Here is a 16065-nt window from a genome sequence, read left to right on the forward strand (position 1 = left end):
TTTCTCCTCATCAGGTTGGGTGCGGCTGGTCAGCTGCAGCAGCCGGGGTGGGCAGTTGGCGGGGTATGGAGCTGGGTAAGGATTTGTGTGGTCAGGGCTGCGCCGAGTTGGTGGGCCTCAGCGACGCTGACGATCTGACCTTCGGGGTGCTCGGCGAGCCACGGCGCGGCGTCCTGCGCGCAGGTGAAGTAGTGCACCTGGTTGCAGAATGAGGACCGGATCGAGGTGAGGTCGTCGGGGTTGACCAGCGAGACCACCGCGGTCTCGGGCTGCACGCTGGTGACACCGTTTTCGCCGACCGAGACCCTGATCGGGTGCCCGCTGACGGGTGATTCGGATTCGATGCTGGCGGGCCGGTCCAGGATGGTGGGAAAGATGAGGGTGTCCAGGGCGCACCAGGTGTAGAGCTCTTGGCCGGCCACGGTGAATCGGTGGCGGGTCGGGCGCAGGGTCAGGCCCTGGCCGACGATGCGGCCCTGCTCGTCGTATTCGGTGTCGGGTACCGCGGCCAGACGCCGGGTCACCTCGTCAACCGGGAGGCCGACGGCCGCGGCGAGCGCCTCCACGGTGACCGGCTCGCCGGCGGCGAGCAGCCGCAGCAACGGCACCAGCATCGTCGGGTCGAGCCCGGACTCTTCCGGAATGGTCAGGCGGTCAAGGAAATTGGGCATCAGGAACCTTTCGAGTGAGCCATGCGTCAGGATGCGCAGCAGGACAGTCGGGACATATCGGCGCTGAAGGACTGGGCGGCGATTTTGATGCCTTCGGCCATGGTCAGATACGGGGCCCAGGACCCGGCGACCTGGTCGACGGTCATCGCGGCGTCGAGGATGTAGACCGCGGCGGCGGCGATCTCGCCAGCATCCTTGGCGACGGCGGTGATGCCGTGGATGCGGCCGGTGCCGGCGTCGGCGACGAGTTTGATGAAACCGCGGGTGTCTCGGTTGACCACCGCACGCGGCACATGTTTTAGCGGCAGCACCCGGCAGTCGCACCGTGTCCCGGCGGCGAGGAGCTCGGCCTCGGTCGTCCCGGCCGCACCGACCGCGGGGCTGGTGAACGTCACGCGGGGCAGATGGCGGTAGTCGACCCTGCGGCCGGCGTCGGTGAAGATGTTGTCGGCGACCATCGCGCCGTGATGGGCGGCGACGTAGACGAACTCGCGGTGCCCGGTCACGTCGCCGGCCGCCCAGATCCGTGGGTTCGACGACTGCAGCCCGTCGCTCACCACGACCTCGTTGTTCTCGCCGGTTTTGACCTGCACCGCTTCGAGATTCAGGCCGTCGGTGTTCGGACGGCGGCCGGTGGCGACGAGGACTTTCGCGGCACGGAACTGCTGCGTTCCGCCGGTGATGGTCGCGGTGACCGTGACCTGATCGTCGGCCTGCTCGACCTCGCTCACCGTGGCGCGGCGCACCACCCGGATGCCGTCGTCGGCGAACACCTCCAGCAGCGCCATGCCGACTTCCGGCTCTTCCTTCGATGCCAGCGTGGAGCGGACCAGCACCGTCACCGTTGACCCGAGCCGGGCGAACAGTTGCGCCTGCTCCAACGCGACGTAGCCGCCGCCGATCACCAGCAGCGACTCCGGGACCTCGGTGACTTCCATCGCGGTGGTCGAGGTCAGGTAGGCGACGCCCTCGAATGCGGGCGGGATGACTGGGTTCGCGCCGGTGGCGATCAGGTAGTGCTCGGCCTCGATGGTGGCATCGCCGACCTCGATGACGGGCGCGTCCGGGGTTCCGGCGAACCGCGCTTGGCCCTGAATGCGCTGCCAGCCATACGATTCGGCCACGTTGAGGTACTTCTCTGAGCGCAGCGACTCCACCAGATCGTGCGTGCCGGCGATCAGGGCCGCCATGTCCACCGGGCCGGCCGTGGTGGCGATCCCCGGGAACCGGGCAGTGTCGGCTGCGGTATGCCGGGCCTCGGCCGCTGCGATCAGGGCCTTTGACGGCACGCAGCCGGTGTTGACACACGTGCCACCGAAGATGCCGCGCTCGATCATGACGACGGACTTGCCGAGCGCGGTAGCGCGGATCGCCGCGGCCATCGCCGCGCCGCCGGAACCGATGACCGCGAGGTCCAATCCCTGACTCATGCACCCATCCTTGACCTTCAAGTAGGCTTGAAGGTCAAGTGTTCTGAGGAGACATCGTGAGAATCGGGAAGCTCGCCGAGGCGACCGGGGCCACCACCGCGACGCTGCGCTACTACGAAGACGAAGGCCTGCTCCCGCCCGCCGAACGTTCCCCGGCGGGGTATCGCGACTATGCCGCCGACACGATCGCCCGGGTCGGCTTCATCCGACGGGGACAGGCCGCCGGGTTCAGCCTCGCCCAGATTCGGCAGATCCTCGACATCCGTGACAGCGGCCACGCGCCGTGCACGCACGTGCGCGACCTGCTCGACATCCGACTGACCGACCTCGACGAGCAGATCAGCGCACTGGTGGCACTGCGCGAGACCATCGCCCGGCTGCGGCAGGGCGCCGAAAGCGTCGACCCGGAATCATGCAGCGCCGATGACGTATGTCGATACCTCTAGGAGCCACCTCCGTGGCACCGGAGGCATGTATTTCGTCAAGTCCGTTGACCCCGGCAGTCGTCATGAATTTCCGCCCCACTGGAGGTCGTTGGTGCGCGGGAGCGCGGGGCCTGCTGAGCAGTAGGCTCACCCGATGCGGTGGGATTTCACTCGAAGCTGGTCGCATTGGCCGTGCTGAGCCCAGCCACACTCGTTCAGGCGATCGCCACCTTCGCCATCACCAATATCGACGACATCGTGGTCCTCGCGGTGATGTTCGGCCAGGCGCCCGGTCATCGTGGCGCAGCCATCCGAGTGACCGCCGGTCAGTACCTCGGCTTCACCGCCATCTTGGCAGTTTCGGTCGGCGGCGCACTCCTGGGTGCCACGCTGCTTCCTCCAGCCGCACTGCCGTACTTCGGGCTGCTGCCCATCGTGTTGGGGCTGCGGGCGGCATGGCTGGCCTGGCGGGATCGCCGCACCCAACCGGCGCCGACCGATGATCCCGCAACACTGTTGACGCCTGGCACCTGGCAGGTCGCAGTCATCACCTTCGCCAACGGCGGCGACAACATCGGCGTGTACGTTCCGATCTTCGCCGTCTCAACGATCGCCACCATCGGTGTTTACATCATCGTGTTCCTCATCGGTGTGGCCATCTGGTGCGCGGCCGGCCGATATTTCGCCTCCCACCCGATCATCGCCAAAGCACTCTCACGCTGGGGCCACATCGTTCTGCCCGTTGCACTGATCACAATCGGGGCCCTCATCCTCATCAAAGGCGGAGCGTTCGCCCTCTAGCTCGGAGCAACTTCACCACTCAGGGCCAGGAGGCGCTCCTGCATCGGCATGTGTTGGCGTTCAACCACTTTGGTGATGTCCCGGCCCGTATCCGCTATGACAATCTAAAACGGGCGGTGGCCAAGGTGCTCAAAGGCCGCAGCCGGCACCCGAACTACCAACACGAGCGAGCGCACCACAGAATCATGATCGTGTGTCACGAGAGACACGATCACAGTAGTTATACCGAAGACGTACCCGAGCCAACGGAATCGACAGGAGACCATTCCGGCTACCCTGCTGCGCTCGCAGCCGGGCGCGGAAGCAGGGTAGCCCCAGATTCAATGAGAAACGTCGCGATCGAAATTCTCATCCAATCTGGGGCAATGCAGGTCAGACTAGTAAATGTGCCCCAGATTCAATGAGAACGGACATCGATCAGCTCGTCGACCACGACGGCCAACGGACGTCGGCGGGTGAACGTCAACACCGGAGCAACAGTCCAGCCGGACCGAAGCGCGCGCAGGTGCGCCGAGCGCCCTGGGGCAGACTCCGGTTCCAAGAACACTACGGTGCCCTCCGGCGCGCCGACTTCGACTCGGTGTGGCGCATCGGCGGGCACGACCACCTTGGTGCCGCGATGCTGGTTGCCGTGCTCGTCACGCATCGTGAAAGGTGTTGTTGCGGTGACAATCTGGACGGCATGGTGGGCGTGTAGGTCGGTGGTGCCAATCGATCCGGTGAACGCCAACACCCCAGGTCGCAGCAGTGCAGTCCCGCCCCAGTGCGGTTCACCGGTGATACCACCGCCATCCCGCATCATCGCCACGAATCGATGCTACGGCCTTCCATTAATCGACTTACCGCGGCGCCAGCAACGGGGAACATCGAATCAGGCGTGGAGCCATCCGCCGCCACGGGTAATGCAGGATATGCGCCGTGGGCCAGTCACCCACCGCCGCGCCTAGCTCGGGCTGCCCTTGTACCGTATACCCCTCAGGGGTACCTTCGTTGTATCACCCGGGGCGGGTAGCCCGACGACTGGAAGGCGTATCGCTGGTGAGCGTACAAGAAAGATTTCGGCAGCTCGTGCAAAGCCAGACCGCACGGTCGATCGCCAAATGCATCGCTTTGTGCGCGGTGGGTCGTGTCACTAGTGGGCGCCGCTCAGGCAAGGCCGGCGAGGGAAAGTCCTGCTGCGGCTGACAGCACCGCGACAGGCTGCCCCCGAGCGGCTTGCCGCCGGAGCGTGAGGCCCCTCACTGCTGCCGCCGTCCTTAGTGCCTAGTCTTTATGGACCCGAGTGTCCCGGTCCGATGTTCTGCGAAGGAAGTTCTCGATCGCTGGGCCGAAAGCGTGTGCCATGTCCTCAGCGTTGACGAATTGGCGGGACATCGAAACTTCGGCGAGGACCCCTCGTGGAAGGACATCGGCGAGGCTGTGGGCCAAGCACTCGGGGTGACGGATGTCGTCGCCGGCGATGACGAGCGTCGCAGTGTCGATGCGCCGGAGGTCCTCGACCGTTGCAAAGGCGCGGTCATGACCGATTGACGCCGCGGCCGCCGCACTGTGGGCGTCAGCGCGCGGAATAGCCTCAGCGACCAGGTTGGCGATCAGCGGCTGAAGATCAGGAATGAACAATTCCCAGGCGGCCTGCAGACCGCGGGAACGGGCATGCTCGGCGAAACGATCCATCAGATCGGTGTCTGCGGCTTTGTCCGCATCGTCCTCTATCGCTTCAGCACTGATGACCACCGCCGACCGGGCGATACGGGGGTGCTGGAGGCACGTCCGCAAAACGATGGTGCCGCCCAGTCCGGCGCCGACAAGGTGGGCGCAGGTGTCATCGAGCGCGTGAACGATCGCAATGACGTCGCTGACGTACTGATCCCATCGGTGCAACGTCGGGTCGGGACAACGCGATGCTCCGTACCCTCGAATGTCAGGCAACGCAACGCGATACCGGCCAGCGAGCCGGTCAGCAAGCGGTCGCATGCTGTAGTGATCCGGACCCCCACCATGAAGCATGATGATCAGTTCGCCGCGCCCGACGACCTCCCCCATGAGGGGCCAGCCATCATCTCCGACGTGCAACGCGCGCACCACCAACTGATCCCTCCCGTCGTTCCGGGATAGTGATACGCGCGTCGACACCAAACCAATGACCCCGGAAAGTAACCCTTGAAGCATACCCCCAAGGGGTATATGCTCTCTTACGTATACCCGGTAGGGGTATCTACACCCGTCGAGGATAGGAGATTGGTGATGAGCACGAGCACGTACGCCGTCACAGGAATGACTTGCGGACATTGCGAGCTGTCGGTGCGCGAAGAGGTCAGCGAGGTCGCCGGAGTTGAAGACGTCGAAGTTAGCGCCAAAACCGGCACCCTGATCGTGACGTCGAGCCGTCCCGTCGACGACGCGCAGATCCTCAACGCCGTCGACGAGGCCGGCTACTCGGCGGTGCGTGTCGCATGAACGCCGCGGGACGATTGACAGCGTTTGGCGCCGGACTGGCAGTGGCGTTCACGGCTGCATACGTCACCGCCGCAGCGGTCGTCCCTGATACCGCGGCGACATCTCCCCAGACCCAAACTTCCGATGCTGCAGCGGATCACAGCGCGCCGCCGACCGAGCAGGCGTCGCCAGTCGATCCCTTCGCCGACCCGCCGGGGTTGTCGTTGGCCGAAGACGGATACGTCCTGAGCCCGGTGCGGTCCCCCAGCGCACCCAACGATCGGGGAACGATGAGCTTCACCATCGTCGACCCGGGCGGCACGCCGCTGCTGGACTACGCGACCGTGCACGACAAGCAACTGCACCTCATCGTGGTCCGTTCCGACGGCCAGCACTTCGCCCATGTACACCCAAGGCTGGACGCGGCCACCGGCACGTGGTCAACGCCGTGGACGTGGAACGCCGCCGGCACCTACCGCGTGTTCGCCGACTTCCAACCCGCAGGGGCGGGCAGCGCCAAACTCACCCTCACCCGAACCGTGCAGGTGGCCGGCGCGTTCGTCCCGGCGGTGGCGAGTGCCACACGCACCGTGGATGACATCGCCGGATACACCGTGAAACTGGACGGTGCACTCACCGCGGGCGTCTCCCACCAACTCACCGCGACAGTCACGCGCGACGGCCGGCCGGTGATGACCTTGCAGCCCTACCTGGGGGCTTACGGCCATCTCGTCGCCTTGCGTGAGGGAGACCTGGCGTATCTACATGTGCACCCTGAGGGGGCCGAGCCGGTACCGGGCGGCACCGGTGGGCCTGCGGTGTCGTTCGCGGCAACCGCACCCACAGCGGGGCGCTACCTGCTCTACCTCGACTTCAAAGTCCAGGACACCGTGCACACCGCCAGCTTCGTCGTCGACGCCGCACCCGGTGGCACCAACGAGCCCGCGCCAGAGCCATCGCGTGACGCCGGCCATGCCGGCGGGCACTGAGCTATCCCGTCCGAATCAGAAACTGAAAGGCAGTGGCTTCATGACGACATCGACACCGGTGTCTGGCCCGAGTGTGGAACTTCGCATCGGGGGAATGACCTGCGCCTCCTGCGCCAACCGCATCGAGCGCAAGCTCAACAAGCTCGACGGCGTGGCCGCGACAGTCAATTACGCGACGGAAAAGGCCACCGTCACGGTGCCTGACGGATACGATCCGGCGCTGCTGATCGCCGAGGTGGAGAAGACGGGCTACACCGCCGCGCTCCCGACACCGCGCACGCCGATGCCCTCCGACGCATCCGGTGACACCCCGCACGCCGCGGACACCGCCGACCCCGAACTGGCCTCGCTGCGGCACCGCCTGAGGGCCTCGGCCGTCCTGACGGTGCCGGTCGTCGCGATGGCGATGATCCCGGCGCTGCAGTTCACGTACTGGCAGTGGGCGTCGCTCACGCTGGCGGCCCCCGTCGTCGTGTGGGCAGCATGGCCATTCCACCGGGCCGCCTGGGCCAACCTGCGACACGGCACCGCGACCATGGATACGCTCATTTCGCTGGGCACCGTGTCAGCGTTCCTGTGGTCGCTGTATGCGCTGTTTCTGGGCAGCGCCGGCACGCCGGGTATGAAGCATCCCTTCGCGTTCACCCTGGCGCCGTCGCATGGCGCCGCCAACATCTACCTCGAAGTCGCCGCCGGCGTAACCACGTTCATCCTGGCCGGACGCTACTTCGAGAAGCGGTCCAAACGGCAGGCCGGAGCGGCACTACGAGCCCTACTCGACCTAGGCGCCAAAGACGTATCCGTCCTGCGCGACGGGACGGAAACCAAGATCGCCATCGAAGAACTCGTGGTTGGCGACGAGTTCATCGTGCGCCCGGGGGAGAAGATCGCCACCGACGGCGTGGTGGTGTCCGGTTCCTCGGCTGTCGACGCCTCGATGCTGACCGGCGAAGCGGTACCCGTGGAAGTCGCTACCGGCGACACCGTGGTCGGTGCCACCGTCAACGCCGGCGGTCGGCTGGTGGTGCAGGCCACTCGCGTCGGCTCGGACACCCAGCTCGCGCAGATGGCCCAGCTGGTCGAACGCGCCCAGACCGGCAAGGCCGAAGTGCAACGCCTGGCCGATCGCATTTCCGGCGTCTTCGTACCGATCGTCATCGCTATCGCCGTGATCACCCTCGGCGCCTGGCTGGGCGCGGGATTCTCAGTCGCCGCCGCGTTCACCGCAGCGGTCGCGGTCCTCGTCATCGCCTGCCCCTGCGCCCTCGGGCTGGCCACGCCCACCGCCCTGCTGGTGGGCACCGGTCGCGGCGCACAAATCGGCGTGCTGATCAAAGGTCCCGAGGTGCTCGAATCCACCCGCAAGGTTGACACCGTGGTGCTGGATAAGACCGGAACCGTCACCACCGGCAAAATGACGCTGGTCGATGTCATCACAGCGCCGGAAACCGAACGCGCGGAGCTGCTTCGACTGGCCGGCGCCCTGGAGAACGCCTCCGAGCACCCCATCGCCCAAGCCGTCGCCGCCGCGGCGGCCGAGGAACTCCAGGCCCTGCCCGTTCCGGAGGACTTCGCGAATGTCGAAGGTAAAGGCGTCCACGGCATCGTGGATGGACACGCCGTCATCGTTGGGCGCGAATCACTGCTGTCCGACTGGGCGCAACACCTCAGCCCGGATCTGTCCCACGCCAAGGCCCGCGCGCAAGCCCAGGGAAAGACCGTGGTAGCGGTCGGGTGGGACGGGCAGGCGCGCGGTGTACTCGTCATCGCTGACACCGTGAAATCGACGAGCGCACAGGCAATCTCGCAGATGCGTGACATTGGGCTGACCCCCGTGTTGCTCACCGGCGACAACCAAGCCGTCGCTCGACAGATCGCCGCCGAAGTCGGCATCGACGACGTCATCGCCGAAGTCATGCCCGAAGGCAAGGTTGACGTCATCGCACGCCTCCAAGCCGAAGGCAAGACGGTCGCCATGGTCGGCGACGGAGTCAACGACGCGCCCGCCCTCGCCCAAGCCGACCTCGGTCTGGCGATGGGCACCGGCACCGACGTCGCCATCGAGGCCTCCGACATCACCCTGGTGCGCGGTGATCTGCGCAGCGCCGTTGACGCGATCAGGCTGTCCCGCGAAACACTGTCGACGATCAAAACCAACCTGTTCTGGGCGTTCGCCTACAACGTCGCAGCGATCCCCGTCGCAGCACTGGGCATGCTCAATCCGATGCTGGCCGGAGCCGCAATGGCATTCTCCAGCGTCTTCGTGGTGGGCAACAGCCTGCGCCTGCGCCGCTTCAAAACCACTTCCGCCGACACCACCAGTTAAATCACCGCCACCTGTGAGGAGAACCAATGTCCGAGAATCAGAACCGCACGTCAGCCTGCTGCTGCAGCGGCGCAGCCGACAAAATCGATACCTCACCCATCGACCCTACGGCGAGGAACCTGCTTGACCTCGGATCGCAGAACGAGACCACCTGCCCCGTGATGCCCGGCACGCCGGTGAACAAGACGGTCGCCGAAGCGGCGGGACTATTCCGTGACTATCGCGGTCGGCGTTACTGGTTCTGCTGCAAGGGATGCGGACCACGTTTCGACCGCGACCCCGACAAGTATGCCTCCGCCGCATGACCGCGACCCTCGTCGCGCACTCCTCGCCGGGCACCCGAAGTTAGTCACCACCACGCACAAGGAAAGCGTCATGACCCACGCCGACAACACCAGGCACTGCCCCTCAACAGGCACCACCCACCACGGCTACATCACCGATAAAGACAAATACCTCAAGCGGTTGAAGCGCATCGAAGGCCAAGCCCGCGGCATCAGCAGAATGATCGAAGAGGAGCGGTACTGCATCGACATCCTGACCCAAACAGACGCGCTCACCAAAGCCCTCCAAGGCGTCGCGCTGGCACTGCTTGACGACCATCTTCGCCACTGCGTCCGTGACGCCGCCGCCACCGGCGGACCGGCCGCTGACGCCAAACTCACAGAAGCCTCTGAAGCCATCGCCCGCTTGGTGCGTTCCTAACACCCACATCATCAATGCGCGTCGACTGAAACGCGAAGTCCCCTAAGGAAAGAACATGACAAACCGCGATGACCACGGCGTAGCAACATCCCACCCTGGCGGGCACGCCCACCACCAATTCCCCAGCGCACACCCTGACACCCACCCACACGGCGAACACCACGGCCATGACAATCACACCGGCCACACTGGCCATAGCGGCCACGGCGGTGACCACGTGGCCCAATTCCGCAAGCTCTTCTGGATCAACCTGATCATCGCCATACCGGTCGTCGCGTTCTCGACCATGTTCGCGATGCTGCTCGGTTACGACGTCCCCGACTTCCCCGGCGCACGCTGGATCGCGCCCCTGCTCGGGACAGTGATGTACGTCGTCGGTGGCCGCCCCTTCCTCACCGGTGCGCTGAACGAGGTCCGTTCCCGCAAACCAGGAATGATGCTCCTGATCGGACTGGCGATCACCGTCGCCTTTTTCGCGTCCTGGGGCGCGAGCTTGGGCCTGCTCCACCACGAGCTGGAATTCTGGTGGGAACTCGCCCTTCTCATCGTCATCATGCTGCTCGGCCACTGGGTAGAAATGCGCTCGCTGGCCCAGACCACCTCAGCGCTGGACTCACTGGCCGCACTACTTCCCGACGAAGCCGAGAAGATCGACGGCGACCGCACCGTCACCGTCTCGCCGACCGACCTGCACGTCGGCGATGTCGTTGTAGTCCGACCCGGCGGCAGCATCCCTGCCGACGGCAAGATCGTCGACGGACGCGCCGACATGGACGAGTCCATGGTGACCGGCGAATCCCGGCCCGTTACCCGCGGCGTCGGGGATCCCGTCACAGCCGGCACCGTCGCCACCGATTCCGGGCTTCGGGTCGAGATCACCGCCACCGGCGACGACACCGCCCTAGCAGGCATCCAACGCCTAGTCACCGAAGCGCAGAATTCGTCCTCGCGTGCCCAGCGCCTTGCTGACAAGGCCGCCGGCTGGCTGTTCTGGTTCGCCCTGATCACCGCCGCGATCACCGCGGCGGCATGGACAATCGTCGGCAATCCCGATGCCTCGGTGGTAAGAGCGATCACCGTGCTGGTCATCGCCTGCCCTCATGCGCTGGGCCTGGCGATACCACTGGTCGTGTCCATCGCCACCGAACGCGCCGCCAGAGGCGGCGTCTTGATCAAAGATCGGCTGGCCCTGGAAGGTATGCGCACTGTCGACGCCGTGCTGTTCGACAAGACCGGCACCCTGACGAAAGGCGAACCCACCGTCACCGCCGTCGAGGCGACCGGAGACGACGACGGCGACATCGTGCTCGCGCTCGCCGCCGCCGCCGAGACCGACAGTGAACACCCCCTGGCGCGGGCCATCGTGAAAGCCGCCGAGGATAGGGGATTAACGGTGCCGCGCGCCAGCGGCTTCTCGTCCTCTCCTGCCGTCGGTGTGACTGCGACGGTCGACGGGCACGAAATCCGAGTGGGCGGCCCCCGACTTCTCGAAGAAGTCGGCGCCCAGGAGGTCCCCGCGGCCACCGCGTGGCGCGGCGAAGGCGCCATCATTCTGCACGTCATCCGCGACGGAGAGGTGCTCGGCGGCCTGCGCTTGGCCGACGAGATCCGCCCCGAATCCCGCGAAGCCGTCGATGCGCTTCACAAGCTTGGCGTGCAAGTCGTCATGATCACCGGCGACGCCGAAGCCGTCGCCAATAGTGTCGGCCACCAGCTGGGCATCGACCGGGTGTTCGCGGGGGTGCGCCCCGAAGACAAGGCGTCGAAAGTTGCTGCCCTGCAACACGAGGGCAAGAAGGTTGCCATGGTCGGCGATGGAGTCAACGATGCCCCCGCCTTGGCGCAGGCCGATGTCGGCATCGCCATCGGTGCCGGCACTGACGTCGCCATCGCTTCCGCCGGTGTCATCCTGGCCAGTTCCGACCCCCGCTCGGTGCTGTCGGTCATCGAGCTGTCCCGCGCCAGCTACCGCAAGATGAAACAGAATCTCTGGTGGGGCGCCGGGTACAACCTCATCTCTGTGCCCCTGGCTGCTGGTGTGCTGGCACCCATCGGCATCGTGCTGCCCATGTCGGTCGGCGCCATCCTCATGTCACTGTCAACGATCGTCGTCGCGCTCAACGCGCAACTTCTGCGCCGCCTCGATTTGACGCCCGAGGCGAGCACCCGCGCCGTTCTCAACCGTTAGGGGACGGCCCACCATGTGGAGCATCCGGCGACCATGTGAAGTTCGAATCGCCGCTCCCAACCATGTGGAGCTTCGCACGAAGAAAGCAAATGCAGTCGCCGGTCGAATTCTCAATTATCCGTCGACCGCCGGTACCTTCGGATGCGCCGTAGACGGCGTGTAGCTGAGCGACAAGCCACCCAATCGGAGCCGGGGAAGCGGAGGAAGGAGCACCAGTGACCGACCTCGCCACTGTCGAAAATTCGATTCGACGACGGTCGTTCGGCACCCTGTCGACGCTCGATAGCAGCGGCAACCCCCACGCGACGGCCGTCACGTACGCAGCGGCCGGTGAAGGCACAAACCTGACGTTGTACATCACGACCCGTACTACGAACGTCAAGGTTAAAAACATTCGACGACGCCCACAGGTAGCCTTCGTCATTCCCGTGCCGCACCGCTTTCTCCCCATGATGCCGCCGGCAGCTGTGCAGTTTGCGGGGTCGGCCACAATACTGAACCACGAAAACGCCGACGCGCGAGGGGCATTCCACGCGGACTGGTTTCTCCGTCGCATTCTCGCCGCCGAGGAGCGCATCGTCTCTCAGAGTGCTGAGCTGTGCTTCATCGCAGTCCGGCCGAGGCGATGGTTATCCACCTACGGCATCGGAATGTCGGCCCTCGACATCGTGCGTCATCCGGGCGACGCCATCGGGCGGGCAGACCTGACGGGCGGAAACTAGCCGTCAGGCCGTGGATTGGCCATACAGACGTAGGTCAATGCACATGGTCGTGGTCTTGGTGGTCGTCTAGCGGCGTCGCCGCTGGAAGCGGCTCGCTGATGGGCACGGGCGTAGCCTGCTCAGGCGCGCCGCCAGAGCCAGCGCCTGGTGCAGGAGCTTCGACTGGGCGCACGGCAGGCGGGGAAGACGTCGGCTCCGGATCGTAATTGTGATGGTCGTCGACGTGTTCTGCACCGGTTCCGTGATCATCGGAGGCGGGCTCCCCAGCGGGCGCTGCAGGGGATGGTTCAGGATGGCTGTGATGGTCGTCAGTCTGCTCTGCACCAGGTCCGTGGTGATGAGCCCCTGCTTCAGCGCCGGCTGGGGCGTGGTGGCCGTGCCGTAGACCAGAGGCAGCGCCCACTGTGGACGCCAACGTGACGATCCCAATCGCGCCCAGGAGCACCATGGCACTGCCGAAGGCGGGCACCGGTTCTCCTTGAAGGCCGCGGTGCCAGACCCAGCCAGCGCCCATGACGACATAGATCTGAAGCAGCAACGCGCATAGGTCCGCGGCTTGGATCAGTTCGGCTTGACCGGCGTGGGGCCCGAGCGGCGCTCCCGCGGTTCTCGACACGGACCAAAGCGCAATAACGGCAAGGTTGACCAAGATGCCAAGAGCTAGCACCGGGGTGGTGGTACGGGTGAGTACTAGCCGCGCCCACAACAGTTGGAACAGCGCGATGGCAGCGAAAAACAGGCCCGCTGGCATCCATTCCTGCCAGTGGGCGGGAACGACGGCGAAATGGATGACAGAAGCACCTAGTGAGGCGAGCGCGGCAAGCCGAGCCGCTAACCGGCTGTCGGTCTTCTTCGCTGTCCTAGGCGCCACCGAACCAGGATGACAGCGCCACCCCCGACACTGGCTGCATGAGGCCACATCTCAATACGACCGAGATTCATTCGTCATCAACTACTGCCGTCCTACGTAGATGGCTCGATGCGACCCTTCGTCTGCGAGTCTCAACCACCGCCGTTTGGCGATAACCAACACCGGCTCCTCTTGAGACCTCGCCGATGCGGCAGTAGCGCACGTCGCTGTTCGCGTCCGGAAACGGCTCAGAGTGTCGACGGGACAGCGCGCGTCACCGTGCGGGGCGCCGGAGGACAGAGGTCACATCTCCCTCATGGCGTTGCGCTGCTTGAGCCGTTCGCGCACCACATCCTCGACACGGCCATCGGGTAGCGACAACACATAGCGCCGTATGACATCCAGCGCGAACTCCTCAATGTCGGCGTAGCTGGCGCCGGCGAGCTTGTCGGCGAGGGTGCGCGGCGCCATACCGAGGTTCCCGCCGAGCTGCATACGCAGCTGCTCGAGAAAAGCCGTGGCCTGTACGCGCGACGGGGGAGGCAGTATTAACCGCACCTGAAAGCGGCGCCATGCCGCGCGGTCGAGCAGTTCGCCATGATTGGTCGCGCAGACGGCGACCACATGGGAGGGCAAGCGATCGATCTGTAGTAGCAACGTCGAAACGACGCGCTTGATTTCGCCGGTTTCGTGCGCGTCGGAGCGCTCCTTGGCGATGGTGTCGAACTCGTCGAAAAAGAGCACGCAGCGCCGAGTCCTTGCGAACTCGAAAACGTGATCGATTCGACTCGTTGTCTCTCCAAGAAAGCTAGATACAACTCCCTCGTAACGCACGGCGTAGAACGGCACCATCAACTCCGCTGCCAACGCTTCAGCAAGCGAGGTTTTACCGTTACCAGGCGGACCTTCCAAAAGGATGCGGTTACGCGGTTCCAGGCCGTGGCTGCGGAGAAGCTCGCTACGGTGATGCTCCTCGATGATCTCGGTCACCGCCGCCGTGACGGCAGGCGCCAAATGCACCTCTGACAATCGCCGCTTAGGCACAATTTCGGTGACCAGATCAGCGACCTGGCGGGCGGTGTCATCACGGGCGAGCAGGCTGCGAGCACCGGCAGTGGTGATCAATTCGGACAGACGATCAGCCACAAGATGGTGCTGATTGTTGCGCTCCTCGGCGATGATCGCCTCCACCAGCATGCGAAAGCGGGCGACGTCGCCACGCTGCTGCGTGGTTTTGTGCGGACTTCTCGACGTCGTTTGTTCGCGAACGTTGACGTCGCGTTCTGTGCGACCGATTGGTTGTTCGTGAATGTTGGAGTCACTGGGTCGTCACGCGGGGTCACGGCGGTTGGTGCCGGGCGGCTTCGATGATGCCGGTTCCAGCGGTTGTACCGCCGGCGCGGTTGATCGCTTCTTTCATTTCCGCCAGGCCGCTCCGGATGACCGTGTCTGCAGCTACTTTTTCTGTCAGGGTGCGGAGGTCGCCGGGTGTGGGTGATGGGAGTTGAACTCCGAGTCCGAGTGATTCGAGGCGGGCGGCGTTGACTGATTGCTCGCGGACCTGAGGTACGGCGATGGTGGGCACCTCGTAGTACAGAGCTTCCATCGTTGATCCCATTCCCGCGTGGGTGATGAATGCGGTTGCGTGGCGCAGCACGTCGAGTTGGGGCACCGTTTGGTGGGCCTCGATGTTGTGTGGCAGCGTTCCGATGTCTGCGGGGTCGATATGGGTGCCAAGACTGAGAACGACGTGAAATCTGCTGTCCGCGAATACCTCTGCGCAGGAGGCGAAGAATTCGGGTCGATTGTTGAAGGCGGTGCCCAACGAGACCAACAGCACCTGGGCGTCATCGTGTGGTGGCGCCCAGGAAGCGGTGCGGCGGGCGCGCTTGGGCATCGAGGGGCCGATGAAGTGGACGTTTTCGGCGAAGCTGTTGCCGGCGATCTGAAACTCCCGCGGTATGAACACCAGCGACGGCGGTCCCGGCTCGTTATCGCGGCTCGGGCCGAAGGGAACGGCTAGACCGTGGGTGCTGAACCAGTCGGCCAGTTCGGTGAAGTAGTGCTGCATACCGGGGTGATGCGGGGTGAATCCGTCGATCAGTTCGGAGGGTGGGAACGCCTCGTTGGTGGCCAGGTTCGCGATCAAAGAGACCGTTGACGCCGCGAACTGCTCGACAAGGAACCCGCCGAGCGGAACATTGTCGATGCATACGACGTCGGGGGGATCGTTGGCCAGCGCGTTGAGCAGGCCGGGAGTGAGCGTGCGCGCGGCGGCCAGGAACCCGCGCAGGTCAGCGCTGAGAGTGTCAACGCTAAATCCTGATGCGGCCAGTGTGGTGGTGTCGGGTTCCCATCCAAGATCGATGAACAATGCACCAGCTCGCACGATCTCCGCTTCCAGCGATGCGGCGCTGATGTAGGTGACACGGTGGTCGCGGTCGACGAGTTCCTCGACTAGGGGCAACGTCGGATAGACGTGGCCCGGCGCCGGTGGCGTCGTGAAGAGAATATGCATCAGA

General features: G+C 65.0%; 15 protein-coding genes and 1 pseudogene. 9 read left to right on the top strand and 7 right to left on the bottom strand.

Features of this window, described 5'->3' with window-relative positions; genetic code table 11:
- Nucleotides 1-29: 29 nt before the first annotated feature.
- Nucleotides 30-671 carry an organomercurial lyase MerB gene (merB, locus tag ACEWX3_RS06940; protein WP_005148656.1) on the bottom strand — a complete coding sequence of 214 codons (642 nt, stop codon included), beginning with the start codon at nucleotides 669-671 and terminating at the stop codon, nucleotides 30-32.
- A 26-nt stretch (nucleotides 672-697) separates the two neighbouring features.
- On the bottom strand, nucleotides 698-2101 hold the full coding sequence (merA, locus tag ACEWX3_RS06945; RefSeq protein WP_005148655.1) for a mercury(II) reductase: 1404 nt from the start codon (nucleotides 2099-2101) through the stop codon (nucleotides 698-700).
- A gap of 56 nt (nucleotides 2102-2157) precedes the next feature.
- Between merA and ACEWX3_RS06950 the strand changes: the two genes are divergently transcribed.
- Both ACEWX3_RS06950 and ACEWX3_RS06955 read left to right on the top strand, forming a co-directional pair.
- Nucleotides 2158-2547, top strand: a complete 390-nt coding sequence (locus ACEWX3_RS06950) for a heavy metal-responsive transcriptional regulator (protein ID WP_005148625.1) — start codon at nucleotides 2158-2160, stop codon at nucleotides 2545-2547.
- Nucleotides 2548-2685: 138 nt separating this feature from the next.
- The gene (locus ACEWX3_RS06955) at nucleotides 2686-3327 is read left to right on the top strand and encodes a cadmium resistance transporter (protein WP_079481877.1); all 642 of its coding nucleotides are present in this window, start codon (nucleotides 2686-2688) and stop codon (nucleotides 3325-3327) included.
- 412 nt (nucleotides 3328-3739) lie between these two features.
- Here ACEWX3_RS06955 and ACEWX3_RS06960 read toward each other — a convergent pair.
- Nucleotides 3740-4129 (bottom strand): annotated as a pseudogene (locus ACEWX3_RS06960) (AraC family transcriptional regulator); the annotation flags it as partial.
- 461 nt (nucleotides 4130-4590) lie between these two features.
- On the bottom strand, nucleotides 4591-5415 hold the full coding sequence (locus tag ACEWX3_RS06965; protein ID WP_024444594.1) for an alpha/beta fold hydrolase: 825 nt from the start codon (nucleotides 5413-5415) through the stop codon (nucleotides 4591-4593).
- Between the two features lie 156 nt (nucleotides 5416-5571).
- Here ACEWX3_RS06965 and ACEWX3_RS06970 point away from each other — a divergent pair, with 156 nt between their 5' ends.
- From ACEWX3_RS06970 to ACEWX3_RS07000, 7 genes are all read left to right on the top strand, one after another.
- Nucleotides 5572-5784, top strand: coding sequence for a heavy-metal-associated domain-containing protein (locus tag ACEWX3_RS06970; protein ID WP_011856847.1), 213 nt, complete (start codon nucleotides 5572-5574; stop codon nucleotides 5782-5784).
- The gene (locus ACEWX3_RS06975; protein WP_024444593.1) at nucleotides 5781-6752 is read left to right on the top strand and encodes a hypothetical protein; all 972 of its coding nucleotides are present in this window, start codon (nucleotides 5781-5783) and stop codon (nucleotides 6750-6752) included. The genes ACEWX3_RS06970 and ACEWX3_RS06975 overlap by 4 nt, the downstream gene beginning before the upstream one ends.
- A 40-nt stretch (nucleotides 6753-6792) precedes the next feature.
- A complete protein-coding gene (locus ACEWX3_RS06980; RefSeq protein WP_073683355.1) occupies nucleotides 6793-9078 on the top strand; it encodes a cation-translocating P-type ATPase in 2286 nt (761 codons plus the stop codon).
- Nucleotides 9079-9104: 26 nt separating this feature from the next.
- Nucleotides 9105-9383, top strand: coding sequence for a YHS domain-containing protein (locus tag ACEWX3_RS06985; RefSeq protein ID WP_024444591.1), 279 nt, complete (start codon nucleotides 9105-9107; stop codon nucleotides 9381-9383).
- A 70-nt stretch (nucleotides 9384-9453) separates the two neighbouring features.
- The gene (locus ACEWX3_RS06990; RefSeq protein WP_011856766.1) at nucleotides 9454-9783 is read left to right on the top strand and encodes a metal-sensitive transcriptional regulator; all 330 of its coding nucleotides are present in this window, start codon (nucleotides 9454-9456) and stop codon (nucleotides 9781-9783) included.
- Nucleotides 9784-9838: 55 nt separating this feature from the next.
- A complete protein-coding gene (locus tag ACEWX3_RS06995) occupies nucleotides 9839-11971 on the top strand; it encodes a heavy metal translocating P-type ATPase (protein ID WP_024444590.1) in 2133 nt (710 codons plus the stop codon).
- A 215-nt stretch (nucleotides 11972-12186) separates the two neighbouring features.
- Entirely contained in the window at nucleotides 12187-12693 is a 507-nt protein-coding gene (locus ACEWX3_RS07000) for a pyridoxamine 5'-phosphate oxidase family protein (protein WP_024444589.1), read from the top strand.
- A 34-nt stretch (nucleotides 12694-12727) separates the two neighbouring features.
- On the opposite strand, the gene ACEWX3_RS07005 is transcribed toward ACEWX3_RS07000, so the two are convergent.
- The 3 genes from ACEWX3_RS07005 to ACEWX3_RS07015 form a co-directional block, all read right to left on the bottom strand.
- The gene (locus ACEWX3_RS07005) at nucleotides 12728-13612 is read right to left on the bottom strand and encodes a hypothetical protein (RefSeq protein ID WP_374159012.1); all 885 of its coding nucleotides are present in this window, start codon (nucleotides 13610-13612) and stop codon (nucleotides 12728-12730) included.
- Nucleotides 13613-13846: 234 nt separating this feature from the next.
- Nucleotides 13847-14740 carry an AAA family ATPase gene (locus ACEWX3_RS07010; RefSeq protein ID WP_374159013.1) on the bottom strand — a complete coding sequence of 298 codons (894 nt, stop codon included), beginning with the start codon at nucleotides 14738-14740 and terminating at the stop codon, nucleotides 13847-13849.
- A 142-nt stretch (nucleotides 14741-14882) separates the two neighbouring features.
- Nucleotides 14883-16061 carry a macrolide family glycosyltransferase gene (locus ACEWX3_RS07015; protein WP_024449040.1) on the bottom strand — a complete coding sequence of 393 codons (1179 nt, stop codon included), beginning with the start codon at nucleotides 16059-16061 and terminating at the stop codon, nucleotides 14883-14885.
- Nucleotides 16062-16065 lie beyond the last annotated feature (4 nt).

It is taken from the genome of Mycobacterium sp. G7A2 (assembly GCF_041902445.1).
In the GTDB taxonomy this organism is placed as follows: Bacteria; Actinomycetota; Actinomycetes; order Mycobacteriales; family Mycobacteriaceae; genus Mycobacterium.